20 protein-coding genes and 6 tRNA genes are annotated in these 19,458 nt (G+C 34.6%); 20 read left to right on the top strand and 6 right to left on the bottom strand.

Features of this window, described 5'->3' with window-relative positions; translation table 11 throughout:
* Positions 1 to 50 precede the first annotated feature (50 nt).
* On the top strand, positions 51 to 506 hold the full coding sequence (locus HNR27_RS06905) for an 8-oxo-dGTP diphosphatase (protein ID WP_429339220.1): 456 nt from the start codon (positions 51 to 53) through the stop codon (positions 504 to 506).
* Positions 507 to 571: 65 nt separating this feature from the next.
* A complete protein-coding gene (locus HNR27_RS06900; protein WP_429339219.1) occupies positions 572 to 1,519 on the top strand; it encodes a phosphotransferase enzyme family protein in 948 nt (315 codons plus the stop codon).
* Positions 1,520 to 1,727: 208 nt separating this feature from the next.
* Here the strand turns inward: HNR27_RS06900 and HNR27_RS06895 are convergent, their stop codons facing one another.
* Positions 1,728 to 2,606 carry a DMT family transporter gene (locus tag HNR27_RS06895; RefSeq protein WP_429339218.1) on the bottom strand — a complete coding sequence of 293 codons (879 nt, stop codon included), beginning with the start codon at positions 2,604 to 2,606 and terminating at the stop codon, positions 1,728 to 1,730.
* Between the two features lie 214 nt (positions 2,607 to 2,820).
* Here HNR27_RS06895 and ant(6) point away from each other — a divergent pair, with 214 nt between their 5' ends.
* The 14 genes from ant(6) (at position 2,821) to HNR27_RS06825 (ending at position 11,781) form a co-directional block, all read left to right on the top strand.
* A complete protein-coding gene (gene ant(6) / locus HNR27_RS06890; protein ID WP_429339217.1) occupies positions 2,821 to 3,684 on the top strand; it encodes an aminoglycoside 6-adenylyltransferase in 864 nt (287 codons plus the stop codon).
* Positions 3,685 to 3,694: 10 nt separating this feature from the next.
* Complete coding sequence (locus HNR27_RS06885) at positions 3,695 to 4,213, top strand: GNAT family N-acetyltransferase (RefSeq protein ID WP_429339216.1); 519 nt, start codon at positions 3,695 to 3,697, stop codon at positions 4,211 to 4,213.
* Between the two features lie 370 nt (positions 4,214 to 4,583).
* Positions 4,584 to 5,132 (top strand): hypothetical protein, encoded by a 549-nt coding sequence (locus HNR27_RS06880; RefSeq protein ID WP_429339215.1) that lies wholly within the window; start codon positions 4,584 to 4,586, stop codon positions 5,130 to 5,132.
* Positions 5,133 to 5,238: 106 nt separating this feature from the next.
* Positions 5,239 to 5,508: a hypothetical protein gene (locus tag HNR27_RS06875; protein ID WP_429339214.1), complete on the top strand. Its 270-nt coding sequence runs from the start codon at positions 5,239 to 5,241 to the stop codon at positions 5,506 to 5,508.
* Between the two features lie 75 nt (positions 5,509 to 5,583).
* Complete coding sequence (locus tag HNR27_RS06870; protein ID WP_429339213.1) at positions 5,584 to 5,718, top strand: hypothetical protein; 135 nt, start codon at positions 5,584 to 5,586, stop codon at positions 5,716 to 5,718.
* Between the two features lie 336 nt (positions 5,719 to 6,054).
* Positions 6,055 to 6,129, top strand: a tRNA-Asn gene (locus HNR27_RS06865).
* A gap of 10 nt (positions 6,130 to 6,139) precedes the next feature.
* Positions 6,140 to 6,216: transfer RNA gene (locus tag HNR27_RS06860), tRNA-Met, on the top strand.
* Between the two features lie 26 nt (positions 6,217 to 6,242).
* Positions 6,243 to 6,318 (top strand) — tRNA-His (locus HNR27_RS06855).
* Positions 6,319 to 6,324: 6 nt separating this feature from the next.
* A tRNA-Ile gene (locus HNR27_RS06850) sits at positions 6,325 to 6,401 on the top strand.
* 9 nt (positions 6,402 to 6,410) lie between these two features.
* Positions 6,411 to 6,503: transfer RNA gene (locus HNR27_RS06845), tRNA-Ser, on the top strand.
* 27 nt (positions 6,504 to 6,530) lie between these two features.
* A tRNA-Phe gene (locus tag HNR27_RS06840) sits at positions 6,531 to 6,606 on the top strand.
* A gap of 936 nt (positions 6,607 to 7,542) precedes the next feature.
* Positions 7,543 to 8,154 (top strand): superoxide dismutase, encoded by a 612-nt coding sequence (locus tag HNR27_RS06835; protein WP_429339212.1) that lies wholly within the window; start codon positions 7,543 to 7,545, stop codon positions 8,152 to 8,154.
* A 125-nt stretch (positions 8,155 to 8,279) separates the two neighbouring features.
* On the top strand, positions 8,280 to 9,554 hold the full coding sequence (locus tag HNR27_RS06830) for an MFS transporter (protein ID WP_212921033.1): 1,275 nt from the start codon (positions 8,280 to 8,282) through the stop codon (positions 9,552 to 9,554).
* Positions 9,555 to 9,618: 64 nt separating this feature from the next.
* Positions 9,619 to 11,781 (top strand): peptidoglycan D,D-transpeptidase FtsI family protein, encoded by a 2,163-nt coding sequence (locus HNR27_RS06825; RefSeq protein WP_429339211.1) that lies wholly within the window; start codon positions 9,619 to 9,621, stop codon positions 11,779 to 11,781.
* 139 nt (positions 11,782 to 11,920) lie between these two features.
* On the opposite strand, the gene pssA is transcribed toward HNR27_RS06825, so the two are convergent.
* Positions 11,921 to 12,454, bottom strand: a complete 534-nt coding sequence (gene pssA, locus HNR27_RS06820; RefSeq protein ID WP_429339210.1) for a CDP-diacylglycerol--serine O-phosphatidyltransferase — start codon at positions 12,452 to 12,454, stop codon at positions 11,921 to 11,923.
* An 88-nt stretch (positions 12,455 to 12,542) separates the two neighbouring features.
* On the opposite strand from pssA, the gene HNR27_RS06815 reads away from it, so the two are divergent.
* On the top strand, positions 12,543 to 13,322 hold the full coding sequence (locus HNR27_RS06815) for a phosphatidylserine decarboxylase (RefSeq protein WP_212921030.1): 780 nt from the start codon (positions 12,543 to 12,545) through the stop codon (positions 13,320 to 13,322).
* Positions 13,323 to 13,325: 3 nt separating this feature from the next.
* Here HNR27_RS06815 and HNR27_RS06810 read toward each other — a convergent pair whose 3' ends face one another.
* Positions 13,326 to 13,928, bottom strand: coding sequence for a DedA family protein (locus tag HNR27_RS06810; RefSeq protein WP_212921029.1), 603 nt, complete (start codon positions 13,926 to 13,928; stop codon positions 13,326 to 13,328).
* Between the two features lie 249 nt (positions 13,929 to 14,177).
* Here HNR27_RS06810 and phoU point away from each other — a divergent pair, with 249 nt between their 5' ends.
* Positions 14,178 to 14,837: a phosphate signaling complex protein PhoU gene (gene phoU / locus HNR27_RS06805; RefSeq protein ID WP_212921028.1), complete on the top strand. Its 660-nt coding sequence runs from the start codon at positions 14,178 to 14,180 to the stop codon at positions 14,835 to 14,837.
* Between the two features lie 67 nt (positions 14,838 to 14,904).
* Here phoU and HNR27_RS06800 read toward each other — a convergent pair whose 3' ends face one another.
* The 3 genes from HNR27_RS06800 to HNR27_RS06790 form a co-directional block, all read right to left on the bottom strand.
* Positions 14,905 to 15,489: a hypothetical protein gene (locus HNR27_RS06800; protein ID WP_429339209.1), complete on the bottom strand. Its 585-nt coding sequence runs from the start codon at positions 15,487 to 15,489 to the stop codon at positions 14,905 to 14,907.
* Positions 15,490 to 15,512: 23 nt separating this feature from the next.
* Entirely contained in the window at positions 15,513 to 15,740 is a 228-nt protein-coding gene (locus HNR27_RS06795) for a hypothetical protein (protein WP_212921026.1), read from the bottom strand.
* Positions 15,741 to 16,155: 415 nt separating this feature from the next.
* Positions 16,156 to 17,130 (bottom strand): M20/M25/M40 family metallo-hydrolase, encoded by a 975-nt coding sequence (locus tag HNR27_RS06790; protein WP_212921025.1) that lies wholly within the window; start codon positions 17,128 to 17,130, stop codon positions 16,156 to 16,158.
* A 518-nt stretch (positions 17,131 to 17,648) separates the two neighbouring features.
* On the opposite strand from HNR27_RS06790, the gene HNR27_RS06785 reads away from it, so the two are divergent.
* Both HNR27_RS06785 and HNR27_RS06780 read left to right on the top strand, forming a co-directional pair.
* Complete coding sequence (locus HNR27_RS06785; protein ID WP_429339208.1) at positions 17,649 to 18,752, top strand: type I restriction endonuclease; 1,104 nt, start codon at positions 17,649 to 17,651, stop codon at positions 18,750 to 18,752.
* A gap of 458 nt (positions 18,753 to 19,210) precedes the next feature.
* Positions 19,211 to 19,458, top strand: a 248-nt coding sequence (locus HNR27_RS06780; RefSeq protein ID WP_429339207.1) for an ATP-binding cassette domain-containing protein, incomplete at its 3' end; no start/stop codon positions are given.

Genomic DNA, 19,458 nt, shown 5'->3' with positions numbered 1-19,458 from the left:
TTATGTTAAGGTGAAATAGTACTAAATAGTTTACAATAAGGAAGGTTTTTATGAGCAGAAGTGAAAAAGTGATCATAACAAATATGTGTATGGTCTACGATGATAAGGGTAATGTACTTGTCCAAAATCGTTTAAATCCAAATTGGCCAGGTATTACATTTCCTGGTGGACATGTAAATGATAAGGAATCTTTCTCCGAATCAGTTATTCGAGAGGTGTATGAAGAAACTGGGCTAACCATTGAATCCCCAATACTCTGTGGCATTAAACAATTTCAAACTGCTGAAAATGAACGATATATTGTTTTACTTTATAAAACAAAATTATTTAAAGGTAATTTAAAATCCTCAAGAGAGGGTGAAGTATTTTGGACAAGCAGGGAAAAACTATTTGATTACAAAGTTGCGAATGATTTTGAAAAAATGCTTCAAGTATTCGAAGATGATGAACTGTGTGAGCTGTATTATTACAATAAGGATGAGACTTTACATTCAAAGCTACTCTAGTTGTTTGTCTCCTCGGTTTATATCAACGGCAAACGTTTAGGGATGAAGGATGAAAGAGGAGAAGAATGATAATGGAAAAACAAATACTCGCTTCACTTAATGAATTATACCCTTTACATTTTATTAAGATTGAACCAGTAACAAATGAGATGTTTCAGTGCATTGCAAGAGATGGATATTACTACTTCAGAATGACGAATTACAAAAGCTATGATGAACAATTAGAAGAAGTTAATTATACAAGCTTTTTATCTAAAGAGGGGTTATGTGTATCACCACCAATAGCATCGATAAATGAAAAGGTTGTTGAAACGATAACAGTGAACAACAAAGAGTTTATGGCCGTTTTATATCAATCAGCTCCAGGAATACATCTGCCAAGAAATAGGTGGAATTCCAGTGTACTGAAAGAATTAGGGAGACAAATAGGTAGGTTGCATAAATTTTCTCAGAAATTTGAAGAATTACATCCACTGAAATACATTAACAATTGGTATGATAATGAAGAATATGCTTTTCTAAAATATATACCGGAAGAGGAAGTTGCTATAAGAGATATAGCAGAGCAAACATTGTCAGCAATCAAAAACTTGCCGAAGAATCATTCGAATTATGGATTACTACACGGTGATTTATGCAGAGAAAATATTCTAGTTGATGAAAATGCAAATTTGACAATGATTGATTTCCAAGATTGTGAAAGGCATTTTTATATCTTTGATTTAGCAGTTCCCATATATAGTGCCATAGAATATTCATTCGTTGGTGGAGGTAACATTGTTGAATATGGGGAAACTATTACAAAAGCAATCCTTGATGGTTATCAAGAAGAAAATTCTCTAACCCCAGAAATGATCGATAAGCTTCCACTTTTTATCCGTTTAAAAGAAGTATTTGAATATAGCTTAATGCATATGTACTGGGATAAAGAGAAGCTATCGGAGAACCAAATAAGAATAATGAATCATTTTAGGATGAGACTTGAACAAAACCATACTCTTCTTACCATTTAACAGTTGATACTAAGAAATTTATCAGGAGACATTATAGAAATTGGATTCGATAATAAAAATCTATTGCTTAAATGTATTGAGGAATTCCGAACCTTTTCTTTTGAAGGCAATAGGGGACGTTATTGAAATAAGTAATATTAAATTTCATATTTGTAAAAAAAGCGATAGTCTACTACATTTCGATGAAGTAGACTATCGCTGATTCTTTTTATGTATTTCTTAAGGGATCCTTTCTTAGAAAATTTGGTTTTAGTTCTGCGATTAGAATAGCTGCCATAATTAGTATTGCACCTGTTACCATTCGACCGGTTAAGATTTCATGTAAAAAGATTACCGATAGAATCATACCGAAAAATGATTCCAGTGATAGGATGATAGCGCCCTTTGTGGCGGTAGTATATCGAAAAGCTATATTTTGACAAACATATGCAATGGTCGTGGAAAACACTGCGAGGTATAGAATTGCATATATGGCTTCTTTTTCAAACGTAGTTGGGACATCACCTTGAATAAGGAGGACAACCATGCCAATAATAGAAGCGGTAATGAATTGCACAATCGTTAGCGAAAGTGCATCTTCTTTTTTAACAAAATGATTCGTATAAAAGATATCAAATGCAAAAGCTACCGCACAAGCAAGTGAAAGTGCATCCCCTAAATTAATTGTCATTGATCCTTGAAGGGATAGAAAGCCTATTCCTATAATTGCAATTATCGATCCAAAAATTTCATAGCGATCCACTTTTCGTTTATATATCATATAAGCAATAATTGGAACAATAACTACATTTACTGCAGTTAAAAAGGCATTCTTAGATGGTGTCGTATATTCCAGTCCAACCGTTTGCAAGGCAAAACCGACATATAGGATGGAGCCTAATATTGCTCCTTTCCAGATTACAGACTTTGTAAAAGTTATAATTTTCTTGCCGAATAAAAGTACTAGTATAATGCTCGCTATTACGAAGCGTCCAGCCATGACTTGATAAGCGGTTAAATATTCAAGAGCTATTGCTGTAATAACAAAACCACTTCCCCAAACAATAGCAGTAATAAGGAGCATTCCGTCCCCAATATATTGTTTCATTTCTTCTCTCCTAGAGTTGATGTTAGTTTTTCTCTATTATCATCCGTTTGAAAATATAGATATTCTGATTATAGCGTAAGACGATTAGTTTTGTTTATACTTTTATTTTTTACCATTGAACCTTACTCGTACCTAAATATAGGTGGGAGATACACTTGTAGAGCTGGAATGATTATGTCAGAATATTATGTAGGTAGAATTGGGGGTATTTAAATTGCGTAACGAAAATGAAGTACTCAATCTCTTTAATTTAATTGTAGAAAAAGATGATTTAATCAGATTATCTGTATTGGAAGGCTCTAGAACAAATGAAAATATCCCTAAGGATGACTTTCAAGACTATGATTTAACCTTTTTTGTAACAGATATGGAATTTTATAAGAGGGATGATGATTGGTTAAATAAATTCGGGGAATTGCCTTTTCTACAAAAGCCAGAGGACATGGAGTTGTATCCATCCGAATTAGGAAATTGGTATAGCTACCTTATGTATTTTAAGGATGGTATTAAGATAGATTTAACATTAGTTCCTCTTGAGGAAATCAATCTCTACTTTTCTGAATCTGATGGATTAGTAAAACTTTTAATTGATAAGGATAATCGTATCTCCAATAAGATTGTCACAAGTGATGAGAGATATTGGATTAAAAAACCGTCAGAACGGGAGTTTATTGATTGCTGTAATGAATTTTGGAGCGTATCTACATATGTGGCTAAAGGATTGTATCGTAAAGAAATACTTTATGCTATCGATCACTTTAATCAAATACTTCGCCCAGAGCTTTTACGTATGATGTCATGGGAAATTGGATTAAGGAAGGGATTTAATTTTAGTTTAGGAAAAAATTACAAATTTATCGATCAGCATATTTCCAAAGAGGTTTTTGATAGGTTACTAAGTACTTTTTCATTAGTTGGCTATAAAGAGACATGGCAATCATTTCAGATATGCTGTGATATGTTTCGACAACATTCGAAAAAAGTAGCGTTTGAGTTGGAATTTCATTATCCAGATTATGATGTGGTCATGACAAACTATATACGAAATATATATGGGAAAATAGACCAGAGAGAGTAGGAGATTTTAAATGACAAACCTTTATTTTAGGAAGTTTCATTCGGATGATTTCGATCATTATTTTAGTCTAGTTTCAAATGAATCGGTAATGGCTATGATAACTGAGCGAGCTATACCATTAGAGGAAGCTCACACAAACTATAAGAAAATATTAGAGCTTAATAAAAAACACGAACTATTTGGTACATATAAAGTGTCAACTACCGATAATGTTTTCCTTGGTCTGGGCCGTTTGATTTTAAATGAAGAGAATACTGTTGAAGCGGAATTAGGTTATATGCTTTTACCTGAGTTTTGGGGAAATAGCTATGGTAGCAAAATAGCCGATTATTTTATAGAACAAGCAAGAAATACAGCCTTAACCCGACTAACCGCCATCATTGATCCCAACAATATTCCTTCCAGGAAGATCCTAACGAATAGGGGCTTTATTTCGGAAAAACTATGTGAAATAGACGGTCTACCAGGGGAGATTTTAAGTAAAGCATTAAGTGATTCCATAACAGATAAAGTAAATGGAAACCGTTGAGTAATTATTAATTTGAGGACGGAAAATTATTTTAAGGAAATTTATAGATGGAAATTTGATAAGTGGGTTAAAGATTAGATGCCATTAAGGCATCTAAATTGAGAATAAAAGCAACCACTTCTTCTATTGTAATTATTTGGAATTTTGTGATAAAGTTTAAGGTAGCACTCATGGGAAATTTGTGTAGGAAATTATTAATGATTAAAGTTCCTTAGTCTTGTGGTTACTTTCTATGATGGTTGAGGGAGGTTCCCCTAGATAACAGAGATTTATATTTTCAGTTCTATTATTCTAGCTTTAGCTTTTCATAGCGATAACACTATAATCAATATAAATGATCATTCTTGTGATTGAATGGAGTTGGAAGTCAATGCGCAATCTTTGTCAGTTATCCTTACTCATTTTGTTTTTTATACTAGTTGGATGCTCCAATTCAACAGGATACAAAAATGAGGATGTAGTAGCAATAGTTAGGGGAGAAGAAATTACAATTGGTGATTTACGCTTTCTATATCCTGATGAAAAAATAATGGATGCGATTGAGGGTACAGTGAAGGCAGTATTGGTTATACAAGAAGCTAGAAAATTGAAAATCGATGTCGCGGAGGAAGTTCAGGAGATAATTGAGGAGCATCCTACCTATCCCGCTGAAGAAGATGCTTCTCCAGTAGCAGAGATGATTCGTAATTTTGCTGATTCACAAGCTAAAAAGCTTGGAATGGAGCCTGAGGATTATTATAAGAAATATATTGAAGCGACTTCAGAGGGTATGGCCTATATGAATGCTTATGTACAAGAAATAGTAGGTGAATTTCAAGGAGATATTGATGACATCGATGAATATAACGAACAGGGAAACAAAGTATTAAATGAACTAGTGGCGAAATACAAAGATGAAATTAAAATCTTTATCAAATAATATTGCTGTTATTTGGAAAGAAAGATCAGTTCAAAGAAAAAATATTTAACATGTGGTTATTTAGAGACCATCTAGGTGAAGCATGGAGAGAAAAGGGGGAGGCTTGATGAGGAAAATTTGGATTATACCTTTAATCATATTAGTGGTCATAGTAGCTACTGTTGTAGTTTTTGATAGAGGAAAAACTATTCATTCAATAGAAAAATGTAAGGAAACTAAATTCCCTTGCATCTATGCTGTCGTTGGAAAAGAAAAGGTAAAGGTTATAAATGGAACAAGCACTTTTGATCTAGAGGATGGTACAACTATAGCGATGGGGGATGTATTTCCAGATGATATAGACAATATGCTTGATACATTAAAGATCAAGAAGTAAGATCTAGTAACACTTGATTTCCTCAACCAAAATCCTAATCATATAACTGTTTTCCAATTGAAGGATTATGAAAGATTGGATAAAGTTGATATTGATTTGAATACGTATACGTTTACTGCGCCAACCAAATCTGGAACATTTATGTATGAAATATATGGCGCATATGAAAATGCTGTTGTCCATCATTATTTAAAGATTAAGGTGCGATAAGGATTTCATGGATTAGAAACAAATTTTTGCAAATTATTGTTGAAAAAAAATTAGAAAGATGCTATATTATTTATTGTCGTTTTAATACATATCTTGTAAAAGTTAATTGTTGACATGTACTTCGAATTATGTTAAATTATATTTTGTGCCACTGAAATAGGTGGTCATAAAAGTGAAAATAATCTATCTTAATTCCACAGTAGTTCAGCGGTAAAGTAGGACTCTAGCATTGTGTAAGATTGTTGACGTGTGAGGGTGCTCATCAATCAGTAGTACGATGAGAAATCACTACTTTCTACTGAATTAAAACTGTTTAGGTACTGTGATAAATAATATTCCACAGTAGCTCAGTGGTAGAGCAATCGGCTGTTAACCGATCGGTCGTAGGTTCGAATCCTACCTGTGGAGCCAATTACAAAATGGCGGCGTAGCTCAGCTGGCGAGAGCGTACGGTTCATACCCGTGAGGTCGTGGGTTCGATCCCCTCCGCCGCTACCATTTTCTATCATAGTAATAACATCTTGGCGGTCGTGGCGAAGTGGTTAACGCACCGGATTGTGGCTCCGGCACTCGTGGGTTCGATTCCCACCGATCGCCCCATATTAAGGACCCTTAGCTCAGTTGGTTAGAGCTATCGGCTCATAACCGATCGGTCGCAGGTTCGAGTCCTGCAGGGTCCACCATTTAAACTCGGAGGTATACCCAAGTCTGGCTGAAGGGATCGGTCTTGAAAACCGACAGGCGGGTCAAACCGCGCGGGGGTTCGAATCCCTCTACCTCCTCCATACATATTTTTTAAAAAAAATCAATAAGGCTCGGTAGCTCAGTCGGTAGAGCAATGGACTGAAAATCCATGTGTCGGCGGTTCGATTCCGTCCCGAGCCACCATTTTGTACAAGCTAAGGCTTGTTTTTTTGTGTTTTGGTTTAAAATGTTTTTATTCCTGTTTAATCATTCGGTTCTATTATATTGAAGAAGCAAATAAAGTCACTAATATTGTTTAATAGAGGACTTAAGAAGCAGTGAGGTCCCTAAAAATGTCTAATAAACTCCTTCTAATAGACTTTAAAAGCCAAAAATCACTAATAATGTCTAATAGGCAGGTTCTAATAGACTAAAAAAGTCAAAAATCACTAATAGTGTCTAATAGGCAGCTTCTAATAGACTAAAAAAGTCAAAAATCACTAATAGTGTCTAATAGGCAGGTTCTAATAGACTAAAAAAGTCAAAAATCACTAATAGTGTCTAATAGACAGGTTCTAATAGACTGAAAAAGCCAAAAATCACTAATAATGTCTAATAGACAGGTTCTAATAGCCTGAAAAAGCCAAAAATCACTAATAGTGTCTAATAGACAGGTTCTAATAGACTGAAAAAGCCAGAAATCACTAATAGTGTCTAATAGACAGGTACTATTAGACTGTAAAAGCCAAAAATCACTAATAGTGTCTAATAGACAAGTTCTAATAGACTGAAAAAGCAGTAAAGCCACTAACAGTGTCTAATTGCAATATGCTAATAAACCAACCAACCACGCAATAATTTCAATAACACTGTCCAACAGATCCTTCCTAATAAACAAACTCCCCACTATTTAGCCTCAAATTGTCTAAATAAAATTTTATTAAAATAAATCTTTATAGCAACAAAGCCCATGCTTCTATAATCCAATACCATTGCATCATTTCTCCTTCCAAAGTTCACTGTAATCGTTGCCAATGCCTATTGGGCATATAATTTGCAAGAACTGGAAAGCTCTGATAATCTTGCTTGTAGAGGATATTATATCCTTATACTCAAATTATTAATAAGGAGGAACTTGTTATGGCAAAATTTGAATTACCTGAATTACCTTATGCATATGATGCATTAGAGCCAACAATTGATAAAGAAACAATGAATATCCACCATACAAAGCATCATAATACTTATGTAACTAACTTGAATGCTGCTCTTGAAGGACAATCAGATCTACAAGGTAAATCTCTTGAAGACCTAATTAGTAATCTTGACGCAGTACCTGAAAGTATTCGTACAGCAGTACGTAATAATGGTGGTGGCCATGCTAACCATAGCCTATTCTGGAAAGTCTTATCTCCAAATGGTGGGGGAGAACCTACTGGTGAATTAGCTGATAAAATCAATGCTAAATTTGGCAGCTTTGACAAGTTCAAGGAAGAATTCGAAAATGCTGCAAAATCCCGTTTCGGTTCTGGCTGGGCTTGGCTAGTACTAAATAATGGTGAAGTAGAAGTAACTAGCACACCAAACCAAGATTCTCCTTTAATGGAAGGTAAAACTCCTTTATTAGGTCTTGATGTTTGGGAGCATGCTTACTACTTAAATTATCAAAACAAGCGTCCTGATTATGTTTCTGCATTCTGGAATGTAGTTAACTGGGATGAAGTTACAAAGAATTACGAAGCAGCAAAATAATGTCGTTTTGATTCATATAATGCTCTAGGGCTTGGCTATTTATAGTCAGGCCCTTTTTCTCTTTCTTTTTGAATATCTGAAAATGAATTGATTACACTAATGAAAGAGAAAAGGAGCATTACAATATGAATAAAACGTTGCAATATGTTTTGGGAAAGACAGAAATCAATCGAGATTTAGTTCTTTTGTTGATTATAGGTGGGTTGTATTCATTAGGCATATATTTATCTAATACATTTGTAAATATTTATTTATGGAAACAAGCAGCCGGCAACTATTATACGATTGCGGTATATAATTTAGCTACCTCTGTTTTCCAACCAATTACGTTTATCGTTGCGGGAAAAATTGCTAAAAAGGTAGACCGAGTCATCGTTTTAAGGTTGGGGGTAATATTTTTATCAATCTTTTTTTTATGTGTTTTAATGATTGGAGAAAAATCTGCCCATTTTAATTTTATGTTAGGTAGCTTACTTGGTATCGGTTATGGCTTTTATTGGCTGGCATTTAATGTGTTAACCTTTGAAATTACAGAGCCAGAAACAAGAGATTTTTTTAATGGGTTTTTAGGGGTATTACAGTCATTTGGAGGGATGATCGGCCCGTTTACAGCTGGCTATATTATTTCAAAAATGGATGCGAATATTGGTTATAGTACAATTTTCACTTCATCTTTTGTCCTATTTATTTGTGCAGTAATATGTAGCTTTTTCTTAAAGAGAAGGCCAGCAGAGGGGGTATACTTATTTAGACGAGTCGTTCAGGAAAGAAAGAACAACCGTAATTGGAATCGAATTTTAAATGCACATTTATTTCAAGGATTGCGTGAAGGTATTTTCATGTTCGTCATAACGATCTGGGTATATATTGTCACCCAAAGTGAGTTATCCCTTGGAACATTTAACTTAGCTTTTTCTGGCTTTTCCTTCATTTTTTATTTTTTGGCCACTAAATTTATTAAACCATCGAAACGTAAGAAAGCAATATTAATTGGAAGTCTTATGCTTTATCTCTCCTTATTTATTATTTTATTTCATGCGAGCTATGCAACTTTAATTGTGTACGGTATCATCATTGGAATTGCATACCCGATTATGAATGTACCATATTTCTCCATGACCTATGATGTTATCGGAAAAGCTTGGAAAGCTGCTGATCTTAGAATAGAATATATTGTTGTTCGGGAATTGTATTCAAACATTGGTAGAGTTGTTTCTATTCTCGCTTTTATTCTTGGAATAACATTGTTTAATGAGGGAAAAATCATCCCACTCCTGCTTGTGTTTTTTGGGGCCATGCATTTAGGTATTTATTTATTCGTACGTAATATATTCCTTACTGGAACGAATAAAAAAGAAATATTGATAAAAGACCGAGTTACCGACGAAAAAAATCGATAATAAGTAAGAAAAGATGCTATAATAAATAAATAGATTACCTAATAACAAGTTATGGGGGAGAGTAATGAAGAAGGTCCAAAATAAGAAGAAAAAAGCACAACTTCCCTTCCGTTTAAATATATTATTTTTTATCGTGTTTTTATTATTTGCTGTACTAATCATACAGCTTGGTATTGTTCAAATATTGAATGGGGAAGCTTTTCAAACAGAAATTGAAAAAACGACAAAGGATATAACAAAAATTCCAGTACCACGTGGAGAAATATATGACCGCAATTACAATGTCATTGCGAAGAATAAACCAATGTATGCTATTACATACACGCCCCCAAAGGGTGTTCAAGCAAAAGACAGGTTAGAAGTGGCTCAAAAACTTGCGGAATATATTGACATGTTTAAAAAAGATCCTGAGGAAAAGAAAAAGCAACTCAAAAAAATTACGGAACGGGATAAAAAAGAATATTGGTATTTGTTGAATGAAAAGGAAGCTCTAAAAAAATTGCCACTTGAAGAGGCAAAAGAGATGGATAACTCAGAGCAATATAATGAGATTCTAGAACGGATTACTAAAGAAGAATATGATCAGATTACTGAGCAAGATAAAGAAATTATCCTCATTAAAAAAGAACTTGATCGAGCATATTCTCTAACACCACAAATCGTAAAAAGTGAAGAGGTAACTCCTGAGGAATATGCTAGAGTCGCAGAGCATCTAGCAGAACTACCTGGAATTAATGCAACGACTGACTGGGTTCGTGAATATCCGTATGATGTCACATTCCGTAATATCATTGGTAAGATTACGACTGAAAAAGCAGGTCTGCCTGCTGAAAATATCGACTACTATCTTGCAAAAGGGTATAGCAGAAATGACCGAGTTGGTGATACGGGATTAGAGAAAGAATATGAAGACTTCCTAAGAGGACGAAAAGAGCAGGTCCAATACACGATGAGTAATAGTGGAGTTATTTTGGATTCTGATGTTGTTGTTCCTGGTGAAAGTGGAAAAGATGTAATCCTAACGGTAGATATGGAATTTCAAGATAAGGTGGATGAAGTTTTACGCCAGGAGCTTAAAAATGCCGTAAAGAATGGCGCTGAAAGACATTTACGTGACGCACTTGCTGTTGTTATGAATCCAAATACGGGAGAAGTACTCGCTGTATCCGGACAGAGCTTTACAGATGCGAAACAGAACGAGATTATGGATACTTCTTATAAGGTGCTACATGAAGCACATCGTCCAGGTTCTGCTGTTAAAGGGGCAACCATCTTATCTGGATATGAGTCTGGTATAATCACTCCTGGACATACAGAATTTGATACCCCAATGAAAATTGCAGGAACACCTACGAAGGGATCATGGAAGGACTTAGGTTATGTTAATGATTTAGACGCGCTTCGAATGTCATCTAACGTTTACATGTTCTATATTGCATTGAAAATGGGTGGGGAATACAATTATCAATTTGAGAAGAAAGTTCGCTTTAATCCAGCAGCATTTACACAGATGCGAAATTACTTCAAGCAATTTGGTCTTGGCGTAGAAACGGGAATAGATTTTCCATATGAATCAACTGGTTATGTTGGTCCGAAACCAGGTGCTGGTTTATTAATGGACTATGCCATTGGCCAGTATGATACGTTTACTGCGATGCAGCTTGCCCAATATGTTTCCACAATCGCTAATGGTGGATATCGTGTTCAGCCACATTTCTTAAAAGAGGTTCGCAATCCATCCACTGGGCTTGAAGACTTTGGTACTGTCTATAAAACTGCGAATACACAGGTTTTAAATAAAATAGTAATGGATGATAAGTATATTAAACGGGTACAAGAAGGCTTCCGCCAAGTATTCCAAGAGCCAGGCGGAACAGCCTATAACTATTTTAGAGGTACCAACTTCAAAGTAGCAGGTAAAACAGGAACAGCGCAGAATGAGGTTTACAATGATAAAGGAAAACTTGTAGCAAAAACTGTTAATCTAACAATGGTTGCATATGCACCATATGATAATCCGGAAATTGCAGTAGCAGTTATCGTGCCAAATCTAGATGAGACTTCAAGTTCGCCTATTAACCATAACATCACACGCGGAATCTTAGATGCTTACTTCTCTTTGAAGGAAGATAGAGCAAAGGATGATATGAAGCAAGATGAGGATAAACAAACGAATCAAGTGGACCAGGAAGAACAAGATTCTCAAAATGACCAAGAAAATGAATAAGAAAAATACCCTAATTTCGAATCATTCGATTTTAGGGTATTTTCATAAAACCTATGGTTCAGTCACTGAATTAAAAACTATAAATGAGGAAGTTTTTCGTAAAAACGACCTCTTCATATTGAATTTTACTACATTGATATTACATTTTCTGAATACGTATGTTACTCACCATTAAAACAGCTAATATAGATGTAAGAATAATATAAAACATTATAGGTAGATGATTCGAAAAGAGGACTGAAAATGCCATCAAAAAGCCAGCAACAGTAATAGGTATACCGTAAAAGGCACCATCGAATTCTTTTACATTGTACCTGGCTAATCGGATTGCTCCGCATAAAATATAAATCACGATGAGCGATAAGCCTACCCCAGGTAATTTATTCAAAATTGTCATATAGACTAGTAGACCAGGTGCTACTCCAAATGAAACAAGGTCACTTAAGGAATCAAGCTCTTTACCAAAATCAGATTCAATATTTAATTTACGTGCTACCATACCATCAAATCTATCAAAAAAAACTGCTAGAAAAATGAATAATAGACTCAAATGAAATGAGCCCTTTGCCATAAGTATAATAGATATAATTCCGAACTCTAAATTCATTAATGTAATAATATTTGCTAATTGTGACTTTATTTTCGTATAATAAAAATTCTTTACTAGAAACAAAAATGATACACCTCCTCAAAAAATTATACAACTAAACATGATGAAAGCCAACCGTACATTTGAAATTATTGACAAAGGAAATGAGAAGATGAAGAAAATACTTTTAAAATATTTTGTTGAATTGACTGGAAATCCTATTAGTTCCAACCTTTTGAAGACTATAGCAAAATCGAAGCTAAGCAAGCCTCTAGTGAGACCATTTGCACGCATATACGACATCAATCAAGAAGAAATGGAATACCCTCTTTACCATTATCAATCATTAAATGATTTTTTTACACGGCGATTAAAAAACACTTCTCGAATGACAGACACTTCGCCACATACACTTGTTTCCCCAGTCGATGGCATATTAAGTGATGCGGGAAATGTGGCTAAGGATCGAACATTCCAAATTAAGGGTCATACCTATAAGTTGGATGAGATATTTGGAAGTGAAAGTAAAGCAGAAGTGTATAATGGCGGTTTTTTCTACATATTCTACCTGTCTCCAGCTCATTATCACCATTTTCATTATCCAATCGATGGCTCACTACTTTCTCGTTATGCACTTGGTGAAAAATCCTACCCAGTAAATAACCTTGGTTTACGATATGGAGACAGGCCTTTTGCTACGAATTATCGGATTGTATCAGAGCTTTCTACTGACTATGGTAGATTAGCCATGGTTAAGGTGGGAGCATTAAATATAAATAGCATTGTGTTAGCTAATTCCCAGAATCATTTTAAAAAAGGGGAAGAACTAGGTTACTTCACTTTCGGATCAACAGTGATAGTCTTTTTAGAGAGAAATGATGATTTTCAGCCATTATCTAATATAGATAGCCAAGTACTTGTCGGTCAGGCTATTGGTAAATGGATGATTTAATAATCATGTACTGCTCTTCATCCGTTTAAAAAAGAAGTAATACAATATTGCTATGATTGCTCCAATACCTAGAATAATCAGCATTATTTTAGTGTATCTACTAATAAAGGAAAATATGATTTCCCAATGACTCCCTAAGCGGTTTCCTAGTGTTACGAAAACCAGTACCCAAACAACCGCACCACTATAAGCAAATAATGCAAAGGGCCTGTACTTATATCCCGTAATCCCTGCTAAATATGCTGCAACATGCCGGACACCAGGAATAAAATAACAAGCAAAAAGCATGTACGCCCCATGCTTATGGAAAAGCAGTTTCGTTCGTTTAACTGCTTTTTCTTTTATGAAAAATTTTGGGCCATATTTTCTGATAAAGGGTTCCCCAAGTTTAATTCCTAGTATGTAACTTATTGTAATACCTACAATGGAACCAGCAACTCCAAACAAAACAGTTAATAAGTAACTCATTTTCCCAGTGGATGTTATATAACCGAGATAGGTCATGAGTACTTCGTCTGGAATTGGAAGTCCAATGACTCCTAATGTTAATAAGAAAAAAATAGCTATGTATCCATACTGGCTGATTAAGTCATTCCACATATCCATAGTTGTGTATCTCGCTTTCATTAGAGGTTGAAGAATTAAGAGGGGACTGTGAAAAAGATGTACTTGTATCTACGTCCTAAAAACTAAATAAGCTAAGTCCACATGATTCTTATTATACTACTAGAAAAATTCAGTACAAATTTAAAGGCTAATACCTGTGTATTTACAGTTTATTTACAAGAATTTCATATTCCCTTCACATTAGCCCGATATGATAGGGGTACCGGCATATAGAGGGGAGATGGGATAGTGGTAAGTCGAGAGCAGTTCCATACGGAAATGGAAGCATTAAATACAAGCGTTGTTCGTATGGCAAAACTAACGGAAAGGGCCTTACGTAAATCGATTGATGCATTATTTAACCATGACACAGAATTAGCACGTACGGTTATTCGTGATGATAAGTCGATTGATAAGGAGGAAGGCATGATTAATGATAAAGCGATTCTCCTTATTGCAAAACAGCAGCCAGTAGCGACAGATTTGCGGCGGTTAATCATTGCCTTACGGGTGGTTACAGATATTGAAAGAATGGGTGATAATGCTAAAAATATCGCTAAAGCAACCATTCGTTTGGGTGAAGAATATCAGGCAGAGATTCCGCATGAGTTAAAGTCGATGCGAGATATAACCCTAGTTATGCTAGAAACAGCTATTAGCGCTTTTCAAAATGAGGATATTACGTTTGCGCAAAAGCTTGCAGAGATGGATGATAAGGTAGATTCATTATATAAACAGGTCGTAACAGAGCTATTAGCTGAAACGGCAACATTCCCTGAGCAGGTTCAGTATGTCATGCAAATAGCATATATTGCGAGGTATTTGGAACGATTTGCTGATCATATAACAAATATAGGTGAGAGTATATTGTTTTTGGTGAAAGGCGAAATTGTCGATTTGAATGATTAAAAAAAGAGGTGATCTCAGGTCCAACTCCTTCGGTAAAGGAAGTTGGTACCCTTGAGATTACCTCTTTTTATCTTGTTAATGCTTTTGCAACTTGCTCATAGCTCATATCACTTGTGAGCTTAAATTCTCCAAGCTGGATACGAACCGCATACCCTTCTTTTTCTAAGAAGTCGATGAACTTATCGGCATTATCAACAATACCATTAGCTGCTAACTCCTTGGCAATTGTAGAAGAAGGCATTCCCGATTCAATTTTTAATGTGAAAGTTTTTGCTTTTTCCTGTTCTTGCTTCTGTTCTTGATTAGCATCTTTCTTAGTATCTTCTGTTTTTGATGTAGAAGGAGGAGTGGTTTGCTTTTTAGAATCTGCTTTAGTATTTTCATCCTGCTTTTCTTTATTCTCTGCCTTTTCATCCTTAGTAGCTACATTTTGTCCTGCGGTCTCCTTCGAAGCATCCTTATTCATGGAAAGGGAGATATACTCTGATTCTGAGACAACGCGATAGCCTTTATCCTTTAATTGACTGACAACATCATCCATAGGCATTTCGGATATATCTTTAACCTTGTTACTATCGAAATAATTCACGATAAGCATAATGATACCAGCTGTAAATAGGCCAACCGCAAATGCACGAATTGATTGTTTCATAATTTCACCTATCTTTAGTTATTTTAATTCTCTAATGTATCATGGAATGTATCACTGAATTTATAGTCTTCTTGTAGTAATTCTTCCTCTAAAACGTTAACTTTTTTCTTAAGCTGATATGTTTCTTGCATTGTTGAGATAGACAACTGCTCTAAATCACTCTCTATTTTTTCAAAGCGATCATTTACGAAGAATGATAGAATGAATAATGCAATTGCAATCACTACAATCGTTAATCCCGCAACAATCATAATTTAACCTCCATTTCTATGTACAATAATAGTTATATCATACATTTTTTTTGTTGACTATTGGAAAATCAAGGACCCAATGCCCTAGATTCATAAATGGCCCACTTAAAAATAGTAATCTATTCTATTATACATTGCAAATTTTGACAGGCAAGGTTCTTAGTTCCTAGAGGATTATGTTCTATTACAAAATCTACTAGAATAGGTAGGATTTTAATTTTTGGAGTGCATAGGATTATACTATTATAAATTTGATGTAGGTGATTTATTTTTCATCAATAGAAATATAGTGAAGGAGGTTTAAAATGAATGTATTTCCTATAATTTTAAAAGACTATGGAGAGTCGTTAAATGAAGGAAGATTCAAAAGGCTTAAAAAGAAGCACAGAATAAATTCTGTGCTTCAAAAGGGAGATTACAATTCTGGTTCCTCATAATAATAATCGACCGGAACTGGTGCTACTCTTGATCTTTCAAGTGCTGGTGTATCTTTTCTAGCGATTTGAAACGTAGCGGCACCAATAATATTTGCAACATCTTTCAATTTTTCCTTACTAATATGGGCCAAAACATCATCTTCCGTATGATACCAAGGCTCAAGTGGTGTATGAATGAATAAGGCTGCAGGGATTCCTAGGTTGTGGAAAGGAACATGGTCACTTCGTCCAAGCTCACTGTAAGGAATGAGTTCACTTACACGTGATCCAGCCGCAGCACCAAGATCTGTTACCGCATTCTTCTTCCCATCAGCAGTGAACATAACTAGATCCCCAGCATCTGCACTTCCAACCATATCTAATTGGAACATGGCAACAGTACGTTCAATTTCATCAGCAGTCATCGCCTCGGCATATTTCCTAGAACCCCAAAGTCCGTATTCCTCCGCACCAAAAGCAACAAATTTAATCGTCGTATCTGTTGGTGTGTTTGCATAAACGCGTGCTAATTCCAGTAATGCTCCAGTACCTGAAGCATCATCATTCGCGCCTGGACCATGAGGAACCGAATCATGATGAGAGCCAATAATAATTTGCTGTCCTGTATTATGGTTTTTCATTGGTTTTTTGACAGCTTCCACATTATAGGCAGTCACATCAGAGCCGCGATAGGTAAATGTAAATTCATACACATTAACATCCTCATATCCGAAGCTTTCGAACTGATCAACGAGATACTCTACAGTTGCCAGTTCACCCTCCGTACCAGCACCACGAGGCCCAATTTCCTCAGATAAATACGCTACATGCTGATAAATATTCTCCGCGCTTATTCGCTTGATAATTTTGTTGTCAAATGCGTGACCCGATCCACCACTTGAAGCAGCTAATATCGGTGATGCGACAATCATGAGAAGAATGAAAAACAAGCTAGTAGACTTTATATTCTTCATACAAACCACATCCTTTCATGTATTTGATTCCATATATTCTCGTTAAAAAGCTAGAATCCTGCTAGATGGGTGCAAAATGAGAGGAAGGTTGTGTGTTGGTTGAAGCGGCTTGGTACTTAAGTATTAAAGGTAGAAAGGAATGATAGGACATCATAGAGAAGCAATAATGATAGAAAAGTCATTGGTCATGTTGTACAAAATGAATGGATATCTGATGAGTGGGATTATGAAAAGAGGGGAAGTGTTTTCTTTCGGTCTAAACCTGAGGGCCATCAGGAATATAATTGTTTTGAGAAGGGGATATAAGTAACTTAGCAATTATTAAGTTGCAAACTTCAACTACATTTCAGAAAGGAAATTTAGCTTGCAATTACCTAAGGAGAAATCAGATAAAATAAATAGGTGTAGAAAAAAGTTACACAGCGACTATAGATAGAATAATAAATATTCTGATATTTTATAACATTTAATTAATATATTTGCTATAATATTAGATAAATATGTAAGGAGTGATAGATGTGGAGGAATTCAAGCAGCAAATAATAGGACTTGGAAATAGAATAGGAAGAATAAAAGAAAATATACAGACTGAAGAAGCAACTAAAACGGCTTTAATTATGCCACTGATCCAAATACTGGGATATGATGTTTTTAATCCTGAGGAATTAGTTCCAGAGTATGTTGCGGATGTTGGAATTAAAAAAGGCGAAAAAATAGATTACGCAATCTTAAAAGGAAATGAACCTGTAATATTAATTGAAGCTAAAAGTGTTAAGGAAGAGTTATTAAAACATGATTCCCAACTCTTCAGATATTTTGGTACTACTAAAGCCAAATTTGCAATTTTAACGAATGGAATAGAATACAAATTTTTTACTGACCTAGAAGAACAAAATAGGATGGATCAAAAACCCTTCTTTATAATTAATATGGTTGATTTAAAGGATGGTGACCTTGTTGAACTTGCAAAATTTAGAAAAAGTGTTTTTGATGTCGACAATGTTTTAAATACTGCTTCAGAGTTGAAATATTCTAGTGAAATTAAAAAATTTTTGTTTTCACAGATGGAGAGTCCCTCAGAAGATTTTATTAGAGTTGTTTTAACTGATATATTTCAGGGAGTTAAAACCAAAAAGGTGATTGATAATTTTAGAGAGCTAATCAAAAACTCATTTAATCAGTTTATAAGTGAGAAAGTTAATGAAAAGTTACAAAAAGCACTTAATTCTTCATCAAGTAATAATGATAATGTATCCATTACAGATTCTGCTGAAAGTAAGATTGAGGAGAGTACAGTAGATTCAAAAGATAGCAAAGTAGAGATTCATACTACAGAAGAAGAATTAGAAGGGTATGTAATTGTTAAGTTAATTCTCAAAGAAGAGTTAGATTCATCTAGAGTGTTTTATAGAGATAATAGAAGTTACTTTAATGTTTTATTAGATGATAATATTCGAAAATGGATTTGTAGATTAGGCTTCAACGGACCAAAGAAGTATATTCAACTAAACGATGAATCAAAAACTACTTATCATATTGAAACAGTAGATGACATAATGAAATATAAAAAGGAATTAATCGAGATTGCTAAACAGTTTGAACCGTTTGTAGTTAAAAAGTAGGGCAAAAAAACGGATATAATACTTCTTTATTGTATACTAAATGCCTTGCCATTAATGCTATAAAAAAACGTAGGCCAAGCCAAAGGTTTCAAAGTTCTTTCCATGTTGAAAACACTAAGAAAATAAAGAAAAAATTATCGTTTCCAACCAAAATATAGTAAATGGTAGTTAACTTGTCGCTGGATAACAAGAGATAGCACACACTAAATTGAATTGTAAGCTTCATTAAATATTAATAACGAAAATTCTAAAACAAGTATTTATGTTAAGTGACTTTAACATAAATATAAAGAAGATTACATGAGAGAAAATGTGTTTGAAATAATACAATTTACTGGCTGTAAGGTAGGAAGTGTACTTGTAAAGAATACGGGCCTAAACAAAAGCAATAATTTAGAATAATTAGTAAAATAGTTTCTTCCTAAAGCGCCAACATCCGTATTTAAGGAGAAATAGCTATGATCTTGATTGATAAGGTGAATATTTCGTACAAACCAAATACTGTGATTTTAGAGAATGCTTCTATAAAAATTGAAAAAGGTTCATGGATTTCGATTGTCGGTCCATCCGGTTCTGGAAAAACATCCTTTTTAAAATTATTAGGTGGGTTATTGTGGCCTGATTCTGGTAACGTACTCATAGACAACCATAATCTCTATCAAATGACCGCTAATGAACGTCACACGTTTATACGAGAGAAAGTCGG

Source organism: Ornithinibacillus bavariensis, assembly GCF_050433565.1.
GTDB classification, from domain to species: domain Bacteria; phylum Bacillota; class Bacilli; order Bacillales; family Amphibacillaceae; genus Ornithinibacillus; species Ornithinibacillus bavariensis.
The sequence above is the reverse complement of the archived record's forward strand: the minus strand, read 5'-3'. Positions and strand labels throughout refer to the sequence as shown.

Bases quoted from the DNA above. Each gene is read 5' to 3' on its own strand.
- HNR27_RS06830 (WP_212921033.1), top strand. From the start codon at position 8,280: ATGAATAAAACGTTGCAATATGTTTTGGGAAAGACAGAAATCAATCGA.
- HNR27_RS06875 (WP_429339214.1), top strand. From the start codon at position 5,239: ATGAGGAAAATTTGGATTATACCTTTAATCATATTAGTGGTCATAGTA.
- HNR27_RS06880 (WP_429339215.1), top strand. From the start codon at position 4,584: ATGCGCAATCTTTGTCAGTTATCCTTACTCATTTTGTTTTTTATACTA.
- HNR27_RS06790 (WP_212921025.1), bottom strand. From the start codon at position 17,130: ATGAAGAATATAAAGTCTACTAGCTTGTTTTTCATTCTTCTCATGATT.
- HNR27_RS06905 (WP_429339220.1), top strand. From the start codon at position 51: ATGAGCAGAAGTGAAAAAGTGATCATAACAAATATGTGTATGGTCTAC.
- HNR27_RS06810 (WP_212921029.1), bottom strand. From the start codon at position 13,928: ATGGATATGTGGAATGACTTAATCAGCCAGTATGGATACATAGCTATT.
- HNR27_RS06815 (WP_212921030.1), top strand. From the start codon at position 12,543: ATGAAGAAAATACTTTTAAAATATTTTGTTGAATTGACTGGAAATCCT.
- HNR27_RS06900 (WP_429339219.1), top strand. From the start codon at position 572: ATGATAATGGAAAAACAAATACTCGCTTCACTTAATGAATTATACCCT.
- HNR27_RS06895 (WP_429339218.1), bottom strand. From the start codon at position 2,606: ATGAAACAATATATTGGGGACGGAATGCTCCTTATTACTGCTATTGTT.
- HNR27_RS06825 (WP_429339211.1), top strand. From the start codon at position 9,619: ATGAAGAAGGTCCAAAATAAGAAGAAAAAAGCACAACTTCCCTTCCGT.
- HNR27_RS06835 (WP_429339212.1), top strand. From the start codon at position 7,543: ATGGCAAAATTTGAATTACCTGAATTACCTTATGCATATGATGCATTA.
- HNR27_RS06795 (WP_212921026.1), bottom strand. From the start codon at position 15,740: ATGATTGTTGCGGGATTAACGATTGTAGTGATTGCAATTGCATTATTC.
- HNR27_RS06885 (WP_429339216.1), top strand. From the start codon at position 3,695: ATGACAAACCTTTATTTTAGGAAGTTTCATTCGGATGATTTCGATCAT.
- HNR27_RS06800 (WP_429339209.1), bottom strand. From the start codon at position 15,489: ATGAAACAATCAATTCGTGCATTTGCGGTTGGCCTATTTACAGCTGGT.